Raw genomic sequence first — 21,496 nt, 5'->3', positions numbered from 1 at the left:
AAGAAGGGGGCATAAAGATGGCCAAGGAATCTTCGAATACCGCTTCTTCAGCAAATAAAGCGGACGCAAATCTGATAAGTAATGCAGACGGAAGCGGGCTGACCTTCATGGCGGGCCAGGCTCGCGAGAGCGGGGCCCCCGGCGACGCTGTAGGTGTCGACAAGATACGTGATCTGCTGTTCGGCAACCAGATGCAGGACTATGACCGCCGCTTTTCCAAGCTTGAAGAACGGGTCTTGCAGCGCTTCAAGGATGTCGAATCCGAGGCCAAGCGCAATCTTGAAATGTACGAGTCAAATGCAAAGAAGCAGGTCGACTCGCTTGCGGCGCAATTGCGGAACGAAAAAGACGCGCGAGCCGACGCCGACAAGGAGATTGACCGGAATCTTCGCGAGCAAAATCAGGCGCTCGAAAAGCAGGTGCGCGCGTTGTCGGATCAGTTGAGCGAGCTTGAGCGGGAAGTTGCGGACCGGATAAATCGAAACGATCATTTGCTGCGTGAGGAAATCAAGCAAAAGAATGAAAGCATTCAGATGCTGATGGAGAAAATGTTTTCCGATCTTGGCAATGTCAAGACCGACAGAAATCTTTTGGCTGGCCTGTTTGTCGAGGTTGCAAAATGTCTAAATCAGGATCCCGTCGGCAGCAAGAACAACTCGGAGCGTACCTGGAAAGTGAGTTGATCGGAACTTGACGTCGACTGTCGACCCAATCAGCCTCCCTCAAAGAGCAGCTTCGAACGATACAGAGATTGATCGCGAGGCTCTGGCTCGCCTTTTGATCGAAATTGCCCGGAACGTTGATCCGGACTATCGTGCGCGTCTCGACGGAATCCCAACCGCCGACCCTCGCATGGAAACGCTGCGCCAGTTGCTGGTCGGCCGCGAAATTTCGGAGCTTTCACGAGTTACGCACCTGCTCGACGAACCCGAGCAGCTTGCGGCTGCAGTGGGGAGCGTTCTCCCCAGTGCAGCCGCACGTGCGCCTCATGCGCAACTCGGAGAGGCCCTTGCGCCAGCTGTCGAGAGGGCCGTGCAACGGTCCATCCAGAAGAGCCCGCGTACGCTGACGGATATATTGTACCCGGTGTTTCTGCCGGCTATTCGCAAGTCGATCGGCGAAAAGATCGACCAGACCTTTCAATCGCTGAATGAAACTTTAAGACATATATTTACCTGGCATGGGCTCAAGTGGAGACTTGAAGCCTGGAGAACAGGAGCAAGCTTCTCAGAAGTTGTTCTTAAGCATTCTCTTGTCTATCGTGTAGAACACGTCTTTCTAATCAATCGCAATTCCGGGCTTTTGATAGCGCATGTAACTGCCGATAATGCAACTAGCGAAGATCCTCAACTCATTTCTTCTATGCTTAGTGCAATTCAAGATTTTGTAAAAGACTCATTTAACGAGAAAGAACAGAGCGGCCTGGACACCATTCGTTTCGGGGAGCTTCGTCTCTGGTCGGAAGTTGGACCGTTTGCGACCTTGGTTGCGGTGATCCGGGGAAATCCGCCGGAGGAATTACATGAAATAATTCGCGATGTATTGCTTGGCATCCATGATGAATGCTCACAGGCTCTAGAGCAGTTTGACGGCGACAGTTCGCAGTTGGCCGGCGTAGAGACGCAGTTGCAGACCTGTGTTGAACTGAAGCAGGAGGAATCAAACCAGGGATTTCCGTGGCTGGTCGTGGCTGCAGTCCTGCTGGTTTTGATTCCGGCAGGCGGTTGGTTCTTTCTTTCCTGGCAATCCGGGCAGCGCTGGCAGGCCTATGTGTCGCGACTGGGGACCCAGCCGGGCATCATCGTTGCCGAACAAAAGGTGCGCGATGGCCAATTCTATATTGCCGGCCTGAGAGACCCGCTTGCCGCCGACCCGCAGGCTCTGTTGGCCGGAACGCAGGTCGATCCCGCTCGCGTTCATTCGCAGTGGCAATTCTATCAGAGTCTTGATCCGGAGTTCGTGTTGAAGCGGCTAACGGCGTCGCTGGTTCCGCCGGATTCAGTACGACTTTCGATCGTCAATGATCGCATCGTTGCCGAGGGGGAGGCTCCCGACACCTGGATAGATCGGGCGCGCGCAGCGGCCCAACAACTTTCGGCAGGCGGACCGGAATTCGATATCTCCAAGGTTCGTGACGTGAGCCCCGAAGCACGCGCGGCGGAGCGCTGGCAGGCCTATGTGTCGCGACTGGAGGCCCAAGCGGGAATCATCGTCGCCCAACAAACGGTGAGGGGCGGACATTTCTATATTTCCGGCCTGAGAGACCCGCTTGCCGCCGACCCGCAGGCTCTGCTGTCCGGAACGCAGGTCGATCCCGCCCGCGTTCATTCGCAGTGGCAATTCTATCAGAGCCTTGATCCGAAGTTCGTCCTGAAGCGGCTGATGGTGTCGCTGGTTCCGCCGGATTCAGTACGACTTTCGATCGTCAATGATCGCATCGTTGCCGAGGGTGAGGCTCCCGACACCTGGATAGATCGCGCACGCGCAGCGGCCCGACAGCTTTCGGCAGGCGGACCGGAATTCGACATCTCCAAGGTTCGTGATGTGAGCCCCGAAGCACGCGCGGCGGAGCACTGGCAGACTTATGTGTCGCGACTGGAGGCCCAAGCGGGAATCATCGTCGCCCAACAAACGGCGAGGGGCGGACATTTCTATATTTCCGGCCTGAGAGACCCGCAGGCCGCCGACCCGAAGGCTCTGCTGTCCGGAACAGGGGTCGATCCTGCTCGCGTTCATTCACAGTGGCAATTCTATCAAAGCCTTGATCCGAAGTTCGTGGTGAAGCGGCTGATGGCGTCGCTGACTCCGCCGGATTCAGTACGGCTTTCGATCATCAAGGATCGCATCGTTGCCCAGGGTGAAGCTCCTGCCGCCTGGATAGATCGGGCGCGGGTCGCCGCCCAACAGCTGTCCGCGGACGGACTCTCTCTAGAAATCTCCGAGCTGCGTGAGTTGACCCCTCCGCAACTCACGCATTTGAGGGGGGCTATTCAAGCGGTCGACATTTTGTTCGATTCTGGCAAGGCTGTACCGGGACCGGAGCAACTGCCGGTTCTCGACAAATTGGCGAATCAGTTGAAGGAATTGGCCAAGGCCGCCCGCAAGGCAGGCGTAACAGCACAGTTCATGTTGACCGGCCATTCGGACGAGACGGGCCGTGAAACGGCCAAGTTGTCGATCAGCGCCGCGCGCGCGGAAACAGTTCGTGCGCTTCTCAAGAAGCGCGGCGTCGATCCGGAGTTGCTCTTGGTTCGCGGCGCGGGCACCTTTGAGCCAGCGGAGATTGAAAATAGCCGAACCGGGAACTCCGCCAACCGCAGAGTTTCGGTTACGGTAAACTTCCACTAGGCGGAGCCCAGGATATTGCAAAAGAAGATCTGCATGTTGGGCGGGTTCGCTGTCGGAAAGACCAGTCTGGTTCGCAGGTTTGTGCAAAGCATCTTTTCAGAAACCTACTTGACCACGGTGGGAGTGAAAATCGACAAGAAGAGTGTCGCATTCCCGGACAAAACCGTGGATCTGATTTTGTGGGATTTGGCCGGCGAAGACGATATCGGCTCATTCCGCGTCAGCTATGTGCGAGGTGCGAGTGGGCTCGTGCTTGTCGTCGATGGAACACGCGCTGCTACTCTTGCCGTGGCGCTCACGTTGCGCGAGCGGGCCGAGGCTGAATTCGGCGCTATGCCGTTTGTATTGCTGTTCAACAAATCCGATCTGGCCGATCGGTGGGCAATATCGGATAGTGAAATTGACGAACTGAGGCAACTTGGATGGCAAATCTATCTAACAAGTGCGCTTTCGGGTGAACATGTTGATGATGCTTTTCGTCAACTTGCTTCGATGGTCAGCAAATAAACCATGCATGTCTTGCCAAGAGAAGTTAGAAGCTGGATTTACGATTTCTTCTACAACGAGCGCTCGGTCGCATATCTGAAAATCGACGCCCAGCTTTGCATAGCTGCGAAGGGCGGTAACGTTAAACATTACGGACTCTCATCAGTTCGCATAGGTAAGCCTGTTGCCGAGCAGCTTGAATTCATGGAAGGTTTGCTGCCCTGCCCGGAGCTTCCATATGATATGGCCATGGTCGAACTGCCCAGCGGGCGTGTCGCGGACCTCCATCTTTTTGCTGACAATGCCTGCGTGTGGCTGCTCTTTCTTGACGCCACTGCCGAACGCGACAATAGGCAGCGACTTCAACAGAAGGCTTATGAAATGACGCTCCTGCAAGAGAGGGAGCGTCAACTCAACGAGAAATTACAATCGATGAACGAGGCGTTGAGGGCGAGCCAAGAGGGATTGTCGCGTGAATACCAGCGCGCCGAAGCCCTGCTCCTCAACATTCTTCCGGCGTCTATCGCGGAGCGGCTAAAAGCGCACGAAGAAATTGCAGACAACTACGCAGAGGTGAGTGTGCTTTTTGCCGACATCGTCGGTTTTACGGAACGAGCGCGGAACGTCGGAGCCGTGACGACGCTCGCTATTTTAAATTACTTCTTCAAAGCGGCGGATCTGCTCTCGGAGCGATACGGCTGCGAAAAGATCAAAACAATCGGCGATTGTGTGATGGTGGTCGCTGGCCTGCCCGCCGCGCGATCCGATCATGCGGAAGCCCTTGCGCACTATGCGCTTGAACTGCGGAAGGCGGTTAAGCTCGAACGCTTCGCAGGAGAACCGATAAGACTCAGAATTGGAATTCACTCAGGACCAATCGTGGCGGGCGTCATAGGCAAAAGGCGGTTTGCCTATGACCTATGGGGCGACACCGTTAATCTCGCCGCACGTATCCAAACGTCCGCGGAGCCCGATGAAATCCGTATTTCGGATGCAACTCATCAACTGCTTGGACCAAATTTTGCTTGCGACCCACTCAAGGAAACGGAATTGCGTGGTACAGGTCGTGTGCGAATGTGGCGGCTCCCGGCCTGATTTGCCGCATGGCAGTGCCGACCCGGAAGCGCATTGCATCTCAAGCAACATCATGGTTTCGAATGTCCGCAGCGGTGCGCGAAGCAGTTGACCACCGAGCGACCGCCAAAGGTCTGTCCTGGTCAACTCACGAAATCAGTTCCTGAGATTTAACGTCGATGCCCAGTTCATAGAACGGCCGGAGGCCTGGGCCGAGGTCGGAATGCCCTGCCCCCGCGGCTAAATAAACACCGCCAAGTACCCGGCGCAACGGTCTGGCTCGGAACGATGACATCTTGCACCGCAACATCGGTTTCTTCAAGGTAGGGCAACAACGGACATAGATGTCGTTACTCGCCGATCTGACCGGAAGGTTAACAGCACGATGCCACTCATGACTCGACGATTGGGAGCCAGGAACCTGGCGCGCCCGGCACGGCGTCTCGGAGACCTGACGGCGATGTTTGCCCTGATTGCCAGGCCGCTCGTCTTTGGGATCGCCCTCATGTTGGCCGGTCCGGCACAGGCGCAAGCGCCGGCGACCATCCCGCCTGAAAAGGTCAACCAGCTGTTCGAGCTTCTCGACGATCCGTCAGTGAAGGCCTGGGTGGCCGAACAGCGAAATCAGGACGCCGGGTCAACGGGAGCGCCCGCCGAGAGAGGGGCTTCGCCGACCGACGCATCGTCCGGCGCCGTGGCCGCACCAGGCCAGATGAATACGATGGCATCCTCGACGCTCGATGGGATCAGGCATCATATCGAAAGAATCGTGCGAACTTTGCCCTTGCTGCCAGGCCAGTTCGCGCGCGTTCGGGCAGAGACGATGGAGGATATGTCCAGCAAGGGGCCTGCCGGCGTATTTGTGCTGATTGCAATGTTCATCGCTGCCGGCCTGGCACTCACTTGGGCAACATTCAAGCTCACCCGTCCATTTCGTCTTTGGATTATCGCGCAACCGAAGGATACGCCTGTTGGGCGAGCCAAGAAGATTGGTGGCCGCCTGCTTTATTCCAGCATCCTGATAGTCTCTTTCGCACTGGGCAGCGCCGGCGCGTTCATGTTGTTCGACTGGCCGATGCTTATCCGCGAGATTGTACTGACATTTCTGATGGCGGCAGTCGTTACATGGGGTGTGCGCATGTACGTCATGGCCATGCTCGTCCCTTCCTTCATGAACGTCGAGAACGCCGTCGAGGTTCGTGCTTTGCCGATCACCAACGAAGCGGCTGACCATTGGTCCTACTGGCTACCCCGGATCGTCGGCGTCCTCGCCTTCTTCGGCGCCGCGTTTATCCTCTTGCCAGGTCTCGGCATCGATCAGGACGGAATGATGGTCCTGTCACTGGGCGCCGATTTCGTGCTGCTGTTGCTCCTGCTGCTCGCCATTTGGCGTCGGCCAAGAACGCAGCGAGACGGTGCGCGCCACATCGGTCACACGGAAGCGACATGGCTATTGACTGCTTATTTCGTCGTCCTGTTCCTGCAGCGTATCGCCGGCCTTTATACATACTTCTGGTTCACCTTCGCCGCATTCTTCCTGCCTTTGGCAATCGTGGTGACGCAGCGCGGGGTTAATTTCGTTCTGCGGCCAGGTTCGGAAGATGTCGGCCGGCCCACGATCCCGGCGGTGACGATCGCTGTCATCGATCGCGGAATCCGAATGATTTTCATCCTGGCGGCGGCTTACCTTCTCGCACGTGTCTGGGGTCTGGACATGCAATCCATGCGGGACAGCGATACGACGACGACGTTCATATTGCGCGGCTTGATCAATGTCGTAGTCATTGCCCTCGCCGCCGACTTCGGCTGGTCGATCATCAAAGCTTTGATCGAACGAAAGCTGGGCATCGAAACACCGCACCCTGTGATCAGCGACGAGGACGTCCCGATCCTCGATCCGCAGCAGGCGCGGCTGCACACGCTCTTGCCGATCCTCCAGAATATTCTGCTCGCATCGATCATCGTGATGGCGGTGCTTATGATGCTCGCCTCGCTGGGTATCCAGATCGGCCCATTGATCGCCGGCGCTGGCGTCGTCGGCGTCGCCGTGGGCTTTGGGGCACAAACCATTGTCAAGGACGTCATTTCAGGCGTGTTTTTTCTGCTCGATGATGCGTTCCGTGTTGGCGAATACATTTCATCGGGCAATTACAAGGGTACTGTGGAAAGCTTTTCGCTGCGCTCGGTGAAGCTGCGCCACCATCGTGGTCCGCTGTTCACGATACCTTTCGGTGAACTCGGGGCAGTCCAGAACCAGAGCCGTGACTGGGTTATCGACAAATTCAACATCACCGTTGGTTATGACACTGATATCGACTTCGCTCGCAAGCTGATCAAGCGGATCGGCCTCGAACTGGCGGAAGATCCCGAGTTCAAACACTGGGTGCTCGACCCGATCAAGATGCAGGGCGTACAGGAGTTCGGCGAATACGGCATCGTATTGAGGGTCAAGGCCACAACCAAGCCGGGAGGCGCCTTCGGTATGAAACGCAAATTCTATGTACGCCTCCGCCAGGTCTTCAAGGAGCAGGGAATCGAACTCCCATTGCCGACCGTCCAGGTCCAGGGGCTACAGAACCAACATGGGGCAGAGAATGCACCGTTGGAGATCACGCCCGAGTTGAAAATGGCCGTCGCGCAGTCGCACACTATTCGGCGCAGAAAAAAAGCTAGCACAACGGAATAGAAAAGCTGCGACACCTGCTGGTCACAGTGCGGCTTTCCGCGCATCGCCCATGGCAGGGACACTCTTTTCGCCATGTAAGCAAAAGGCGCCCCGAAAGGCGCCTCTTAATCGCTTGGTTCCCCTCAAGGAAACTGGAGCGGGTGAAGCGATTCGAACGCTCGACCCCAACCTTGGCAAGGTTGTGCTCTACCCCTGAGCTACACCCGCTCGCGCGGCTTTGGGCCGCAAGCCGCGCCTATATGGCTGAAGAGCGCGGCGATTGCAACAGGGAATTCGCAGGCTTTTTGCTTCGTCGGCAATGCGAACAAGCCTCCTGCGAGACGTCGCAAGGCAATCGCCCCCGCGTTGCGCGACGGGCTTGTCTTGGCCGCATCATTGGCCGTAAACGGCGTTAGCCGAACAAGCCGTTGAAAGCGGGCCATCAGAAGAAAGACCGATGCCGAAGACCGAAGCCGAACTTTTCGCCTTTCTTGCCGGACTCGGGATCGAGGTATCGACGCGGCGGCATCCGCCGCTGTTCACGGTCGCCGATTCGCAGGCGCTGCGCGGCGAGATTGCCGGCGGCCATACCAAGAACCTGTTCCTCAAGGACAAGAAGGACAATTTCTTCCTGGTCAGCGTCGGCGAGGAGGCGGTGGTCGATCTCAAGCATATCCACCATCTGATCGGCGCTGCCGGGCGCGTGTCTTTCGGCCGGCCGGAGATGCTGATGGAGCTTCTCGGCGTCGTCCCGGGCGCGGTCACGGTGTTCGGGCTGATCAACGACACCGAGCGAAGGATCAAGGTCGTGTTGGACGAGGAGCTGATGAGCCATGCGGTGGTCAATGCCCACCCGCTGACCAACGAAGCGACGACTTCCATCGCTGCCGCGGACCTGGTCAAATTCGTCGAGGCAACCGGACATGATGCTGTTATCTTGAAAGTCTCGGCATGATCGCCACATGGGTGACTGAAACCGGGTTCTAAAGAAGGATGTTGCGCCCGTCCCTTGGCCGGCGGCGCGACCGAAAGGCGACGAGATGAGTGATAGCAACCCCTTTGGCGGCCCATTTGGCAGCAATGGCGGCCGGTATGCCACCACCGTGCAATATGGCGGCACCGATGCCGCGCGTGAGAAGGTCGCGCTTGCTGAGGCGCCGGCCGACGTCATCAAGGACACAACGACCGCTGGATTTGCCGCCGACGTGATCCAGGAATCGCGTCACCAGCCGGTGCTGGTCGATTTCTGGGCGCCGTGGTGCGGCCCTTGCAAGCAATTGACGCCGCTGCTGGAGAAGGCGGTGAAAGCCGCCGGTGGCAAGGTCAAGCTGGTCAAGATGAATATCGACGACCATCCATCGATCGCCGGCCAGCTTGGCATCCAGTCGATCCCGGCGGTCATTGCCTTCAAGGACGGCCAGCCGGTCGACGGCTTCATGGGCGCCATTCCCGAGAGCCAGATCACGCAATTCATCCAGAAGGTCGGCGGCAAGAACGGTGGCGCGCCGCAAGTGGCCGAGGCGCTGGCCGCGGCCGCCGAAGCGCGCGACGCCGGGGACGTGCAGACGGCGGCCGACATTTACGATGCCATCCTGGAACAGGCGCCGGAGACGATCGAGGCGATCGCTGGCTTGGGCGATCTGCTGTTCGAGGCCGGCGATGCCGAAGGTGCCGAGGCGGTGCTGGCGCGGGCGCCGGAAGCAAAGAAGGATGCGCCCCAGCTCGCCGCGCTGCGGGCCAAGATGGCGCTCGCCGCGCAAGCAGCAGTGCTCGGCAATCCGGCGGAACTGGAACGGCGGCTGGCCGAAAATCCCGGGGATCACCAGGCACGGTTCGAGCTTGCCATGATCCAGAACGCCAAGGGTGATCGCATGGCGGCGGCCGACAATCTGCTGGCGATCATCAAGGCCGACCGCTCGTGGAACGACGACGGCGCCAGAACCCAGTTGCTGCAGCTCTTCGAGGCATGGGGCATGACCGACGAAGCAACGCTGTCGGCACGGCGCAAACTGTCGTCGCTGCTGTTTTCCTGAGCCGGCGCAGACTGTTTTGTCGCGCGGGCTTGCGGTGGGCCGCGGCTGCGCCAGATTAGGTTTTCGGACGGCGTTCGATTTCAGGTTTCCGGTGTTGCGCCTTGTGCCGGCCGGGAGGAGACGGATTTGGTGCGCTTCCTGACAAAGCGATCGGAGGATTGAGGTGCAGGCGGGAAACGCGCATTACCGGCTCGCTGCGGACTTACCGTCGACCATGCCGATCTTTCCGCTTGAGGGCGCATTGCTGCTGCCGGGAGGCCGCATGCCGCTCAACATCTTCGAGCCGCGCTATCTGCAGATGGTCGACGAGGCGATCGCCGGGCCGCGGCTGATCGGCATGATCCAGCCCAGCCTTGACGGTGCGCTGCGTCCCAACGGCGAGCCGGAGCTCTGCAATGTCGGCTGCGCCGGGCGCATCATTGCGCTGTCCGAGAGCGGCGACGGCCGTTACCTGATTTCGCTGCAGGGCGTGTGCCGGTTCCGTATTGTCCAGGAGCTCACGGTCAAAACACCGTTCCGGCAGTGCCGGTTGGCACCCTTTCTCGCCGATCTCGACGAGGAGCAGGCAGACGCCGAGATCGACCGGCCGGCGCTGCTCAAAGCGTTTCGCGCCTATCTGCAGGCTAACGATCTGGAGGCCGACTGGGAAAGCGTCAGCCGCGCCGAAAACGCCATGCTGGTCAACGCACTGTCGATGATGGCGCCCTACGGGCCGGCCGAGAAACAGGCGCTGCTCGAAGCGGCCGATCTGAAGACACGCGCCGAGACCCTGATCGCCATCACCGAAATGGCGCTGGCGCGCGACAATGAGGATTTCGGTTCGAGTTTGCAGTAGGTTCTTGCCTTCTCCCCTTGTGGGAGAAGGTGGATTGGCGCGCAACGCCAAGACGGTTGAGGGGTGCTGGACGGAGTGTCGTCGGTGCCAAGCTGGAACACCCCTCATCCGACCGAGCTTCGCTCGGCCACCTTCTCCCACAAGGGGAGAAGGAAGTTCGCGCTCGAAACCTTAACCCGATTGCCCTGTGGAAGGACAAACCAAATGGCGGATGGACGTGACGGGAACAGGACTGTCGACCCCAAGCTGCTGGAACTCTTGGCCTGCCCGCTGACCAAGGGGCCGCTTGCCTGGGATCCGGAGCGCGGCGAGCTTATCTCGCGGGTGGCAAAGCTTGCCTATCCGGTGCGGGACGGCATTCCGATCATGCTGCCATCGGAAGCGCGTGTCATCACCATAGATGATGCCATGCCACCGCCGCCGCGCCTGGGTGGAACGCCCTGAGTGCTGCGGTTCAGAGCCGCTCCGTCGCGATCTTTCGCGCCTCTATTGAAAATTGCGCCCTTTGGGCATGACCTTCTCTGCCTTTCCCATTAGTTCCGTTTGCGCGATGCTGCCAGGCTGAGCCTCGTCTGCACTGCTCGACGGTCTGTCCGCAGGCCTTGCCTGCTCAAGCAGCACCGACAGCCACGGCGTCAGATCCTCGACCTTCTCGGCGACGATATGGATGACGTCCGATTCCGATTGCAGCTTGCCGGTGACGCGGATGAGACGCGCGCCCATGACGATGGGGCGGAAGCGGTCAAAAGTCCTTTCCCAGAAAATGATGTTGGCGACCGCATTCTCGTCTTCCAGCGTCAGGAAAATCGCCTTGCCATTGCCCGGCCGCTGCCGCACCAGCACGAGGCCGGCGACCGAAACGCGCCGGCCGTCCCGCACCTGGCCGAGCCGCACATTGGGCGTGACGCCGGAACGATCCAGCCTTTGACGCAGGAAGGCGACCGGGTGCGCCTTCAGCGACAGGCCAAGCGAGCGGTAGTCGTGGACGACGTGCTCGCCGAGCGGCATTGTCGGGAGCCTGGTTTGGGGCTCGAGGTCGCGAAAGCGGATCGCCGGCTGGTCGAACAGCGGCAGCTTTTCGGCGGCACTCTTGCCGTCGAGCGCGCGGACCGCCCATAGAGCGTCGCGACGGTTCAATCCAAGCGACCGGAAAGCGTCGGCCTGCGCCAGTTTTTCGATCTCGTCGACGTTGAGGCCCGAGCGCAGCCAGACGTCGCGTACGGATGCATAGCCGGCGCCGCGCCTCGACACAAACGCTTCCATGCGCTCCTTCGACAGGCCCTTGACCTGGCGAAAGCCGAGCCGGACGGCACGGCTGGTCCGGATGACGCCGCGCATCTGGGCATGGCGGTCAAGGATACGATCCGGATCGAAAGGCGATTTCTCCAAGGCGCAATCCCAGCCGGAAAAATTGACGTCGACCTCGCGGATCTCGACGCCGTGGTCATGCGCGTCGCGGACAAGCTGGGCCGGCTGGTAAAACCCCATCGGCTGGGAATTCAGGATCGCGGCGCAGAACAGGTCGGGATAGAAGGTCTTGAACCAGCAGGAGGCATAGACCAGCAGGGCGAAGGAGGCGGCGTGGCTCTCGGGAAAGCCGTATTCGCCAAAACCCTCGATCTGCTTGAAGCAGCGCTCGGCGAAGTCTTTTTCGTAGCCCTTGGCGACCATGCCGTCGACCATTCTCTTGCGGTAATTGCCGATCGTGCCGGTGCGCTTGAATGTCGCCATGGCGCGGCGCAGTTCATCGGCCTCGCCCGGCCTGAAGCCGCCAGCAACGATGGCGATCTTCATCGCCTGCTCCTGGAACAGCGGCACGCCCAGCGTCCTGCCGAGTATTTTTTCCAGTTCCGGCTTGGGATATTCGGGTTTTTCCTTGCCTTGCCGGCGGCGCAGATAAGGGTGGACCATGTCGCCTTGGATCGGGCCGGGCCGCACGATCGCCACCTCGATGACGAGGTCGTAAAAGCTTTTCGGCCGCAGCCGCGGCAGCATCGACATCTGCGCGCGCGATTCGATCTGGAAGACGCCGATCGTGTCGGCACGGCAGATCATGTCGTAGACGTGCCTGTCCTCGGCAGGCAGCGTGGCCAGCACATAGGGCCGGCCATACGCGTCTCGCGCCTGCGGGTAATGATCCTGGAGCAGCGTGAAGGCGCGCTGCAGGCAGGTCAGCATGCCGAGCGCCAGCACGTCCACTTTAAGGATTTTCACCGCGTCGAGATCGTCCTTGTCCCACTCGACCATCTTGCGCTCGTCCATCGCCGTCTTGACGATGGGCACGATCTCGTCGAGCCGGTCGCGGGTGATGACGAAACCGCCGACATGCTGCGACAAATGACGGGGAAAGCCCATGATCTCGTTGGCGCATTCGATCACATGCCTTGTCGATGGATCGGTCTGATCGAGGCCGCCGGCCTTTGTCTCCTTTTCGCCGAGCTCCGAGGTCGACCAGCCCCAGATCGAACTGGACAGCGCGCCCCGGACGTCGTCCGACAGGCCCATCGCCTTGGCCACTTCGCGCATCGCCGAGCGGCCCCGGTAGCTGACGACGGCGGCGGCCAGCGCGGTGCGCTTGGTGCTGTATTTGGAATAGATGTACTGGATGACCTCCTCGCGCTTTTCATGCTCGAAATCGACGTCGATGTCGGGCGGCTCGTTTCTTTCCTCGGAAATGAAGCGTTCGAAAAGCGTTTCGATCTTGTCCGGGCCGACTTCGGTGATGCCAATGCAGAAGCAGACGATCGAGTTGGCGGCAGAGCCGCGCCCCTGGCAGAGAATGTTCTGGCTGCGGGCGAATTTGACGATGTCGTGGACAGTCAGGAAATAGCGCGCGTAGTTCAGACGCTCGATCAGAGCGAGCTCCTCCTCGATGCGCTGCGTCACAAAAGCGGGCACGCCCGAGGGGTAGCGGATGGCGGCTCCCTCCTTGGCCAGCCTTTCCAGTTCGGCCTGCGGCCCAAGACCCGATTCCGTCGGCTCGTCGGGATAGTTGTATTGCAGGTCACTGAGCGAGAAGGTCAGCTCGCCGGCAAAACGCAGCGTTTCCGCCAGCGCTTGCGGATGCCTGCGGAAAAGCCGTGCCATCTCCAGCGGCGGCTTTAAGTGACGCTCGGCATTGGCCGCCAACTCCAGCCCCACCTCGGCGACGGGCACATTGAGGCGGATCGCCGTCAGCACGTCCTGCAGCGGGCGCCGTTCCGACGTATGGTAGAGAACATCGTTGGTCGCCATCAACGGGATGCCGGCCAGCTCCGCCATCGCCGCCGCCTGCTCGATACGGAAGCGGTCGTTGCCGCGGTAATCCGGCGAAACCGCAAGCCGCAGGTTTTCACCGAAACGATCCTTGAGCCGGCTAAGGAGTGCGAGGCTGGTTTCCGCGTCCGCCGACACATCCGGCAGTATGGCGAGCGACAGGAGATCGCCCCATTCGAGAAGATCGTTCTGTTTGAGGAGCGTCGCCCCTTTTTCGTTCTCGTCTCGCAGATTGGCCCGCGTCAGCATGCGGCAGAGATGACCCCAACCCTTGCGATCCTGCGGGTAGGCGAGGATGTCCGGCGTGCCGTCGCAAAAAACCAGGCGGCAGCCGGGATGATAGGAAACACCCTCCACCTTGGCCTGCTGCCAGGCGCGCACCACGCCCGCCACCGTGTTGCGGTCGGCGAGACCGATCGCCGAAAACCCCAGGAATTTTGCCGCGACCACCAGCTCCTCCGGTTTCGAGGCACCGCGCAGAAACGAGAAGTTCGACTGGATGCCGAATTCGGCATAGGGGTTGGCCGTCAGCGCATTCATGCGAAGATCCCATGCATGAACCAGCGCGGCGAGGGCTGCGAGGCGCCGTAAAGGCCCTGGCGATAGAGCCAGTAACGGCGGCCGTCGGCATCCTCGATGCGGAAATAATCCCGGGTCGGGGCATCTTCTCGTCCCGCCGCCCCTCGCCACCATTCCGGCGCGATGCGCTCCGGCCCTTCGGCGCGCGCGACCCGATAGAGCGCGCGCCGCCAGCGGAAGTTCAAAGGCGGGCCTTCCGGCATTTCGGTGGCCGGCACCTCGATCGGCTCGGGCGAACGGAAAAGCCGGATCGGCCGTTCCGGCTGGAAGACGGTCGTGGGAGCGTCCTTCGCCTTGTCCGGCTGCTTCGGCGGCGAGCTTCTCTGCGGCGCCTCCGTGAAGGGAAGGGTGGCGACGGCGCGCTCCGGCAAATGGCTCTCGACGGCGACCGTCTTCAAGACCGCGCCTTCGCCGAGCCGGGCGCGAATGCGGTCGGCAAAAAGCGCGATATCGGCACCGTCGTCGCTCGTCTCGCCGGCAAGGTCGGCCTGCTGCATGTCGAAGGCGGCGGCGGTCAGCACCGAAAGGCGCACAAGATCGAAGCCATAGCCGGCGTCGATATCCTGTTCGAGCGCGGCAAGCCTTTCGTGGAACAATTTCTGGATCAGCCGCGGCTCGCGCAGAGGCCGCGAGGTGCCGACGGCGATGCGGCTGACGCCGCCATCGACGCGGAAAAGCAGCAGCGCCAGCCGCCTTGCGCCCTCGCCGCGACGCTCGAGGTCGCTCTTCAAGGTGGTCGCCAGCATGCCGGTCAGCCGCTCGATGTCCTCGGTCAGCATGATCGGCTCGGCAAGGTGACGCTCGACCGAAAGCGGTGCCACCGGCAGGCGCGGCGACACGGCCTCCTCGAGGCGGCCAAGCGCCTGGTCGAGGCGCAAGAGCAGCGATGCGCCGAAGCGGCGGGCCAGCGGCGCGCGCGGTGCCGCCATGACGGCGCCCGCCGTGCGCAGGCCGACGCTTTCGAGGCTGGCGCGTACCTCCGGGTCGATGCGCAGCGCCGCCAGCGGCAAGGGCGCGAGAAGCGCTTCCTCCTCACCATCGGGCACGATGCGGTCGCCAGCAAACCGCGCCGCCGCCCAGGCAGCACCAGGCGTGGCGGCAAGCCCGGCGCGGACATCGAAGCCCTGATGGAAAAAACGCGACAGGATATCGTCCAGCATCGAGCGTTCGCCGCCGAAAAGATGGGTGCAGCCGGTGACGTCGAGATAGAGGCCGTCGGTCCCGTCAAGCGCCACCAGCGGGGTATAGCGGTCGCACCAGTCGGCGAGGCCTTCGAGCAGGCGCCGGTCGGCCTCCGGATCGGCCTCCACGATGTCGATCGAGGGATGCATGGCGCGTGCGTCGGCTATGCCCATGCCGCGCTTCAGATTAAGCGCCTCGGCCCGCTCGTCGAGGGCGGCGATGCGCTGGGCGTTCCGGTCGCGGTGACTGATCACCAGCGGCAGGTGATCCGACGGCCGGGAACGCCAGGACCGCCCCAGACGCTGCCGCAGGATCCTCTCGGCGGCGAGATGCGGAAACCACAGGGATAGGATTCTTTGGCCGTTCTGGGGCCCATTCCTGAGACCTTCCTTGCTCGCCCCGTCTTTCTTCGAATATGCGTTCATCGGGGTTCCACTCCAGTGTGAATTTTCCGGGCAAGGCCGTGCGGCTCTTGCCGATGGCGACGGTGAAGGCGGATCGGCCGATCGAGCCGGCGAGCGGCCCGGCAAGCGTCTTACGCGTTGCCGCCGGTGCCGCCGACAGGATGAGGCGGACGGGCGCTGCCGTCGGTTCGGGCTCGCCGGCCTGGCGCAGCAGGAACAGCGGCCGGCCCGCACTCTGCGCGCGGGCGTGCAGCCGCCGCGTCGCGGTGAGGTCAAGCCGCTGCGGGCTGCCGCGGATTTCGAGGATGACGGCGGCCAGCGCCGTCATCCGGGCAGCCTCCTCGGCGATCCACAGCGCATCGAGCAGCCTTGGCGCCTCGGAAAACAGCAATTGCTCCGGCTCGATGCCGAAGAAGGCGTGAAGCCCCCTGGCATAGGGAAAGCCGGCCTCGCGGAAAACCTCGGATGTGCCGATCCACAGCACCGGCAATCGCGGCCCCTGGCTGAGGATCAGGCTGACGAGCGACAAGGCAAAACCGGCAACGGCCCCGGCATCGCGGGTCGCGGCGCCATGAAACTCGCTCACCGCCGCCTTCGGCAGGCCGCCGCTCAGCGCAGCATCGAGGCGCTCGGCGCCGGTGCGCAAAAACGCATCGGGCGGCGCCACGGCGAGGCCGCGCCGGACAATGGTCAGATTCCGAGCGGGTGTCGGATGCCGAGAGGGTGTCAGACTCTGACGAGGGACATCCGCGTCAAACGACGAACTGGCCGGCGCCTCCAGGCGCTCGGGCAAGGTCCCTTCGATCTTCGCGATCTGGCGGCGCAGGGCAAAAACAGTCTCCCGCGCCACGGCGCTTGTCGCCATGACGGTCAGCTTCCACTCACAATTGTTCCTGTTATGTTCCCTATAGATTCCAGAGGCCGCTCGAAGAGTCAAGCGGAGTCATGGGGAATTTATTCCCAGAAAGAGCAACCCGAGCTTTTCAAGGAAACCGCTCGGGAGGCTGGGTTCATAAAAAAGGGGCGGCTTTTGACTCTAGCCTGAAGCCAATTCTGAAGCGACACGTCTCAAATATTGGGCGGTAAAGTCGGCGATTTGATCGACTTCTTCATCGTCATATTTGCGAAAGCTAAAGCGGCTGAAGCTAGGGTCGATAGCTTGGAGGGGTTTTCGTAGGGGACCGCGAAAATTCCTCATTTGATGGTTCCCCTCATATGCCAATACGTCTGCGCATTGAAGCGGTGGGTGCCTGGTTTTTGAGCCGAAATTGAAAGTCGCCGATTTTCCCGGAAAATGCCGCTGGACTTGCTGGAACGCCTCAGTCGCCGCCGCGCTGTACTGGTTGGCTTCATGGACGAATGCGATGTTATCGTGGCCTTCCGATGCGAGTTTCTCCCACGTGCTGCGAAGGGCCCATTGCAGGCAGATGTAGTACCAGCCGCGTACCATGTCTTCCGGCTTGATGGCTAAGCTATGTTTGTGAGCCAAGACCTCGCTCAGTTTCCGCCTGTCGACGGCGGCGATAATGCCCCGAATGTAGTGGTTTTTGACTACCGGCAGGATGCACTTGACGTGTCTATCTCGCTTTTCGCGGGTCCACCCTTCGTACTCCCCATGCCTGTTATGGCAATCGACCGAGTGGTGAATTTTTATCGGCGCCTTCGCCACGATCCAATCGAGGGTCCAGATCTGCCAGTCTTCTTTTGAAGCCCAAACGGCGGATACGGAAAGAATTTGCGAGTCATGGTCAGTGCCAGATTCGTCTAGGTAGACCTCAATCACCACCACCAAACCTTCCCGAGGGGCAAGAAAGGTGTCGCGGAACTCTAGGACGCGCCTTCCACCATTTCCGCCGACTCATCGGCTCGAAATTTGTTCAGCACGGTACCACCTCCTTAGCGCGTACGCGAATTACGACACGCTGAATTTATTCCTGCTTATGATCCTGGGGCAAAGGCGGCAGCCCCGCTATTTGCCGAGTCCGGCCTGAAAGCCTATATGCCGGGATCAAAGGACAAAGCATGGCTCGCATCTACCAAACACGCATCTGGCACGACCAGCTTTCGCCAACGATGGAGGAAATTGAGCTCTTGGCGCTGGAGGCCTATGCCCATCTGCCGGAGGACTTTCGCAAGTTGACCGGCGAGATCGTCATTCAGATCGCCGAATTCCCGACCGACGAGATCATGGACGACCTTTCGCTGGAAACGCCCTTCGACCTGCTCGGCCTGTTCGAGGGGCGCGGCATCGCCGAGCGCTGGAACCCGCAGACCGGCGAGGGGCCGAACCGCATCACGCTCTATCGCCGCGCCATCCTCGACTATTGGGCCGAGAACGAGGAAACGCTGGGCGACATCGTCACCCATGTGCTGATCCACGAGATCGGCCACCATTTCGGCCTGTCGGACGACGACATGGAGAAGATCGAAGAAGCGGCGGAGTAGGGGGTGCCGATCGGCTGAGGTTACGCAACAGTCCGACGTCTCATTCCTTCGCGCCCCCCTCTGTCCTGCCGGACATCTCCCCCACTTGGGGGGAGATTGGCAGCTTCGCCGACCGCGCCCTCTTTCTAACATTGAGATTTGGCGAAGCCCGGGATGATGGCCGATCTCCCCCCGCGTGGGGGAGATGTCCGGCAGGACAGAGGGGGGCGCTGTCCCGCGGACATCTCGCCGCGATTTCAGCGTCTACCAATCGCTGAGCTTGGTGTCGGGGCCGTATTCCTGGCCCTCGATATCCTTCACCACCGCCTGGCCGCAGCGCATGGTCTTGGCCTCCTTGTCATAGGCATAGGTCGGCGAGCCGAACAGGTGCCAGCCCTTGTTCAGCGCCGCCGTCACCTTGTGGCAGAAGCTGGCATCGTCCGGGCCGGACAGAAAGCGGTAGAGTTTCATTCTTCAATCCTGTCGTCAGTTACGTTAGTCATGCGCGAACAGCGGCGGCCTTCGCCAGCAGTTTTTCGGCCTGCGCCAGATGCAGCCGCTCGACCATCTTGCCGTTCAGCGCAACTACCGCCCTACCGGCATTTTCGGCGAACGCGAAGGCATCCTTGACCGCGCGCGCCTCGGCTATTGCTTCGGGCGACGGTGCAAAGGCGCGGTTCGCGGCTTCGATCTGAGCTGGGTGGATCAGCGACTTGCCGTCAAAACCCATGGCGGCCGCTTCCGTGCACTCGCGCGCAAACCCGTCCATATCGCGAAAATCATTGAAGACGCCATCGAGCAGGTCGAGGCCGCCGGCACGCGCCGCGAGCACCATTTGCATCAGCCATGGCACGAGATAGCGCCGATCGGGCGTGGCGAGAATGCCGGTGTCCTTGATCAGGTCGTTCGTTCCGGCAACGAAACAAACCAGGCGAGAGGCTGGGTCGCGGCCGAGCTCGGCGATCGGCCCGATATTGAGCAGCGCCTTGGGCGTCTCGATCATCGCCCACAGCTTGACCTCGTCCGCGATAAAATTGTCGTCGAGCACGTCGCCGGCCTCGAGGATGTCGCGCGGCGTGTCGACCTTGGGCAGCAGGATGGCGTCGGGCGTGCATTTTGCCGCGGCCGGCAGATCGTCGGCGCCCCATTCGCTCGACAGCGCATTGATGCGCACCACCATCTCGCAGCGCCGGTTGGAATGGCCGGCGAAAATCGCCGCCAGCTTTTCGCGCGCGGAAGGCTTGTCGGCCGGGGCGACGGCGTCCTCGAGATCGATGACGACGGTATCGCAGGCCAGCGATTGGATCTTGGCCAGCGCCTTGTCGTTCGAAGCCGGGACGTAAAGCACCGAGCGGCGCGGGCGGTAGCTTTCGGTGGTCATCTCCGATCTATGCCGTCTGCAGCCGGCCGAGGCAAGCCGTGCATAAAAACTGCACGCAATTTCGGAAAATCTCCTCGTCTCCGCCCCGCTTGCCACCCGACCGGATGCGACAAGGGCGGCATGCAAGAGCGAACGAACTCCCGTTGGTCCCTGCCATACCGGCTTCGCCGCGAAAGCTGGTGGCTCGTCGATCCGCCCCGGACTTCGGTAAACCTCCTCCCTTTCGTCCGGAAATCCCCGCCCACCGGCCGCATCAAAGCCGCCGAGAAAGCCCGATCATGACAGTATTCCTCTCGGCGGCGCCGAGCTATTGCAACCGCTTCGGCGTTGCCGTCCTGCTCGTCGCGCTGGCCGATTTTTTCTTCTATGGCCAACCGGCGGGCATCACGCTTTTCCTGTTCGGCGTTGCGATTGCAGCGGCGAGCATGGCTCTCCATCCTCTCGGCGCCTTCAACGATGGCAGGTTCTGGTTCAAGCCGGTTGCGCTGTTTATGGCGCTGCTGCCGCTTGTGGAAAATGTCAGCGCACTGTCCGTCTCGATCGCGCTGGCGGCGACGGCCATCTTCGCGCTTTCACTGGCCGGACGGTTGCGGCGCGGCCTTGCCCGTATTGCCGGCCAACTCTCGCTGTTCCTGCTTGCAACGCCATTTCGGCTCGTCCTGGATTTCTTCCGCTGGCGCATGGCGGCGCGGCGGCTTGGCCGGCGGCGCGTGCGCCTTGCGGCGATCGCCGTCTGGGTCATGCCGCTGGGCCTCGGCGCAGTGTTTCTCGCGCTGTTCGGCGCCGCCAATCCGGTCATCGAATACTGGTTTTCACTGATTGATCTCTTCGCCCTGCTCAACCTCACGCAGTTGCCGCGTCTTGCCTTCTGGCTGTCCGTGCTCGTCGGCCTATGGGCCTTTCTGCGGCCGCGCCTGCCGCGGTTTCTCCGGCATATTCCCCGGTTGGGAACGCCTGCCAGCACACCTACGAGGCCAGCCATAAGTCCCACCATCGAGGACATCGTCTTCGGCAAGGCCGCTATCCTCCGCGCGCTCGTCGTCTTCAACATCCTGTTCGCGGTGCAGAGCGCACTCGACGCCACCTATCTGTGGGGCGGCATCGCGCTTCCCGACGGGCTGACCTATGCCACCTACGCGCATCGCGGCGCTTATCCGCTGATCGTCACGGCGCTGCTGGCCGCCGGCTTCGTGCTGGCGGCGCTGCGGCCGGGAAGTGCGACCTCCGGTGATCCGCTCATCCGCCGGCTGGTTTATGCCTGGGTGGCGCAGAACATCCTCCTGGTGATCTCGTCGATCCTGCGGCTCGATCTCTATATCGGTATCTATGCGCTGACCTATTGGCGTGTCGCCGCCTTCGTCTGGATGGGGCTGGTGGCGGCGGGCCTTGTCCTGATCATAGCCCGCATCGCGCGCGAAAAGTCCAACGAATGGCTGCTTTCCGCCAATCTTCTGACGCTATCGGCGACGCTCTATGCCTGCTCGTTCATCAACTTTGCCGCGCTGATCGCCAACTACAATGTCGACCATTGCTTCGAAATGACCGGCCAAGGCACCCATCTCGACGTCTGGTACCTGCGCTCGCTCGGGCCCGGCGCCTTGCCGGCGCTCGATCGCTTCGTCCGGCACCAGAGCAGGACGGTTTCCGCGGAGGATGCCTCCATCCGCGAACTCGCCGGCTGGTATGCACAGGACGAAGCACGCTTCCGCGCCGGTCAGGAAAACTGGCGGGGCTGGAGCTTTCGTGACTGGCGGCTCAACCGCGCCCTCGACAGGCGTGGCCCGTTCGTGGTTCCTCCGATGTCCGAACCCTTCATGCCGGGCCGCTGAT

17 protein-coding genes and 1 tRNA gene are annotated in these 21,496 nt (G+C 61.1%); 11 read left to right on the top strand and 7 right to left on the bottom strand.

The genetic code is table 11. From position 1 onward, the window contains the following. The first annotated feature begins 17 nt into the window (after window positions 1-17). From NKI17_RS16585 to NKI17_RS16565, 5 genes are all read left to right on the top strand, one after another. On the top strand, window positions 18-683 hold the full coding sequence (locus NKI17_RS16585; RefSeq protein WP_031211579.1) for a DUF3450 domain-containing protein: 666 nt from the start codon (window positions 18-20) through the stop codon (window positions 681-683). Window positions 684-777: 94 nt separating this feature from the next. Next, complete coding sequence (locus NKI17_RS16580; RefSeq protein WP_352906349.1) at window positions 778-3,348, top strand: OmpA family protein; 2,571 nt, start codon at window positions 778-780, stop codon at window positions 3,346-3,348. A gap of 15 nt (window positions 3,349-3,363) precedes the next feature. Then, a complete protein-coding gene (locus NKI17_RS16575) occupies window positions 3,364-3,855 on the top strand; it encodes a Rab family GTPase (RefSeq protein WP_254818889.1) in 492 nt (163 codons plus the stop codon). 3 nt (window positions 3,856-3,858) lie between these two features. After that, entirely contained in the window at window positions 3,859-4,929 is a 1,071-nt protein-coding gene (locus tag NKI17_RS16570) for an adenylate/guanylate cyclase domain-containing protein (RefSeq protein WP_352906348.1), read from the top strand. A 439-nt stretch (window positions 4,930-5,368) separates the two neighbouring features. Next, window positions 5,369-7,594 (top strand): mechanosensitive ion channel family protein, encoded by a 2,226-nt coding sequence (locus tag NKI17_RS16565; protein ID WP_352906347.1) that lies wholly within the window; start codon window positions 5,369-5,371, stop codon window positions 7,592-7,594. Between the two features lie 132 nt (window positions 7,595-7,726). Here the strand turns inward: NKI17_RS16565 and NKI17_RS16560 are convergent. After that, window positions 7,727-7,801 (bottom strand) — tRNA-Gly (locus NKI17_RS16560). A gap of 229 nt (window positions 7,802-8,030) precedes the next feature. On the opposite strand from NKI17_RS16560, the gene NKI17_RS16555 reads away from it, so the two are divergent. The 4 genes from NKI17_RS16555 to NKI17_RS16540 all read left to right on the top strand — a co-directional run bounded on the left by NKI17_RS16555 (window position 8,031) and on the right by NKI17_RS16540 (window position 10,885). Further along, the gene (locus NKI17_RS16555; protein ID WP_352570069.1) at window positions 8,031-8,528 is read left to right on the top strand and encodes a prolyl-tRNA synthetase associated domain-containing protein; all 498 of its coding nucleotides are present in this window, start codon (window positions 8,031-8,033) and stop codon (window positions 8,526-8,528) included. A gap of 85 nt (window positions 8,529-8,613) precedes the next feature. Then, window positions 8,614-9,606 carry a thioredoxin gene (gene trxA, locus NKI17_RS16550; protein WP_352458335.1) on the top strand — a complete coding sequence of 331 codons (993 nt, stop codon included), beginning with the start codon at window positions 8,614-8,616 and terminating at the stop codon, window positions 9,604-9,606. Window positions 9,607-9,769: 163 nt separating this feature from the next. After that, a complete protein-coding gene (locus NKI17_RS16545) occupies window positions 9,770-10,441 on the top strand; it encodes an LON peptidase substrate-binding domain-containing protein (protein WP_352450238.1) in 672 nt (223 codons plus the stop codon). A 204-nt stretch (window positions 10,442-10,645) separates the two neighbouring features. Beyond that, a complete protein-coding gene (locus NKI17_RS16540; protein WP_023675986.1) occupies window positions 10,646-10,885 on the top strand; it encodes a Trm112 family protein in 240 nt (79 codons plus the stop codon). 42 nt (window positions 10,886-10,927) lie between these two features. Here NKI17_RS16540 and NKI17_RS16535 read toward each other — a convergent pair whose 3' ends face one another. The 4 genes from NKI17_RS16535 to NKI17_RS16520 form a co-directional block, all read right to left on the bottom strand. Then, window positions 10,928-14,236: an error-prone DNA polymerase gene (locus tag NKI17_RS16535; RefSeq protein ID WP_352906346.1), complete on the bottom strand. Its 3,309-nt coding sequence runs from the start codon at window positions 14,234-14,236 to the stop codon at window positions 10,928-10,930. Then, window positions 14,233-15,711, bottom strand: coding sequence for a DUF6504 family protein (locus tag NKI17_RS16530; protein WP_352570065.1), 1,479 nt, complete (start codon window positions 15,709-15,711; stop codon window positions 14,233-14,235). Before NKI17_RS16530 ends, NKI17_RS16535 begins: the two co-directional genes overlap by 4 nt. Next, a complete protein-coding gene (locus NKI17_RS16525) occupies window positions 15,644-16,726 on the bottom strand; it encodes an ImuA family protein (protein ID WP_352906345.1) in 1,083 nt (360 codons plus the stop codon). Before NKI17_RS16525 ends, NKI17_RS16530 begins: the two co-directional genes overlap by 68 nt. Window positions 16,727-16,897: 171 nt before the next feature. Beyond that, window positions 16,898-17,650, bottom strand: a complete 753-nt coding sequence (locus NKI17_RS16520) for a DUF3800 domain-containing protein (RefSeq protein WP_352570062.1) — start codon at window positions 17,648-17,650, stop codon at window positions 16,898-16,900. A 233-nt stretch (window positions 17,651-17,883) separates the two neighbouring features. Here NKI17_RS16520 and NKI17_RS16515 point away from each other — a divergent pair, with 233 nt between their 5' ends. Then, window positions 17,884-18,306: a metallopeptidase family protein gene (locus tag NKI17_RS16515; RefSeq protein WP_023680515.1), complete on the top strand. Its 423-nt coding sequence runs from the start codon at window positions 17,884-17,886 to the stop codon at window positions 18,304-18,306. 243 nt (window positions 18,307-18,549) lie between these two features. Here the strand turns inward: NKI17_RS16515 and NKI17_RS16510 are convergent, their stop codons facing one another. Together NKI17_RS16510 and NKI17_RS16505 are read right to left on the bottom strand one after the other, a co-directional pair. Then, window positions 18,550-18,756: a DUF1737 domain-containing protein gene (locus tag NKI17_RS16510; RefSeq protein ID WP_352458330.1), complete on the bottom strand. Its 207-nt coding sequence runs from the start codon at window positions 18,754-18,756 to the stop codon at window positions 18,550-18,552. Window positions 18,757-18,784: 28 nt separating this feature from the next. Next, a complete protein-coding gene (locus NKI17_RS16505; protein WP_352570060.1) occupies window positions 18,785-19,666 on the bottom strand; it encodes an HpcH/HpaI aldolase/citrate lyase family protein in 882 nt (293 codons plus the stop codon). Between the two features lie 278 nt (window positions 19,667-19,944). Between NKI17_RS16505 and NKI17_RS16500 the strand changes: the two genes are divergently transcribed. Next, complete coding sequence (locus NKI17_RS16500) at window positions 19,945-21,495, top strand: DUF4153 domain-containing protein (protein WP_352570058.1); 1,551 nt, start codon at window positions 19,945-19,947, stop codon at window positions 21,493-21,495. Window position 21,496: the final 1 nt, after the last annotated feature.

It is taken from the genome of Mesorhizobium sp. M0816, assembly GCF_040320005.1.
Lineage (GTDB): Bacteria > Pseudomonadota > Alphaproteobacteria > Rhizobiales > Rhizobiaceae > Mesorhizobium.
Note: the sequence above shows the minus strand (reverse complement) of the source record. Positions and strands in the feature narration are given on the sequence as shown.

Bases quoted from the DNA above. Each gene is read 5' to 3' on its own strand.
- NKI17_RS16585 (WP_031211579.1), top strand. From the start codon at position 18: ATGGCCAAGGAATCTTCGAATACCGCTTCTTCAGCAAATAAAGCGGAC.
- NKI17_RS16570 (WP_352906348.1), top strand. From the start codon at position 3,859: ATGCATGTCTTGCCAAGAGAAGTTAGAAGCTGGATTTACGATTTCTTC.
- NKI17_RS16565 (WP_352906347.1), top strand. From the start codon at position 5,369: ATGTTTGCCCTGATTGCCAGGCCGCTCGTCTTTGGGATCGCCCTCATG.
- NKI17_RS16555 (WP_352570069.1), top strand. From the start codon at position 8,031: ATGCCGAAGACCGAAGCCGAACTTTTCGCCTTTCTTGCCGGACTCGGG.
- trxA (WP_352458335.1), top strand. From the start codon at position 8,614: ATGAGTGATAGCAACCCCTTTGGCGGCCCATTTGGCAGCAATGGCGGC.
- NKI17_RS16540 (WP_023675986.1), top strand. From the start codon at position 10,646: ATGGCGGATGGACGTGACGGGAACAGGACTGTCGACCCCAAGCTGCTG.
- NKI17_RS16535 (WP_352906346.1), bottom strand. From the start codon at position 14,236: ATGAATGCGCTGACGGCCAACCCCTATGCCGAATTCGGCATCCAGTCG.
- NKI17_RS16525 (WP_352906345.1), bottom strand. From the start codon at position 16,726: ATGGCGACAAGCGCCGTGGCGCGGGAGACTGTTTTTGCCCTGCGCCGC.
- NKI17_RS16515 (WP_023680515.1), top strand. From the start codon at position 17,884: ATGGCTCGCATCTACCAAACACGCATCTGGCACGACCAGCTTTCGCCA.
- NKI17_RS16510 (WP_352458330.1), bottom strand. From the start codon at position 18,756: ATGAAACTCTACCGCTTTCTGTCCGGCCCGGACGATGCCAGCTTCTGC.
- NKI17_RS16505 (WP_352570060.1), bottom strand. From the start codon at position 19,666: ATGACCACCGAAAGCTACCGCCCGCGCCGCTCGGTGCTTTACGTCCCG.
- NKI17_RS16500 (WP_352570058.1), top strand. From the start codon at position 19,945: ATGACAGTATTCCTCTCGGCGGCGCCGAGCTATTGCAACCGCTTCGGC.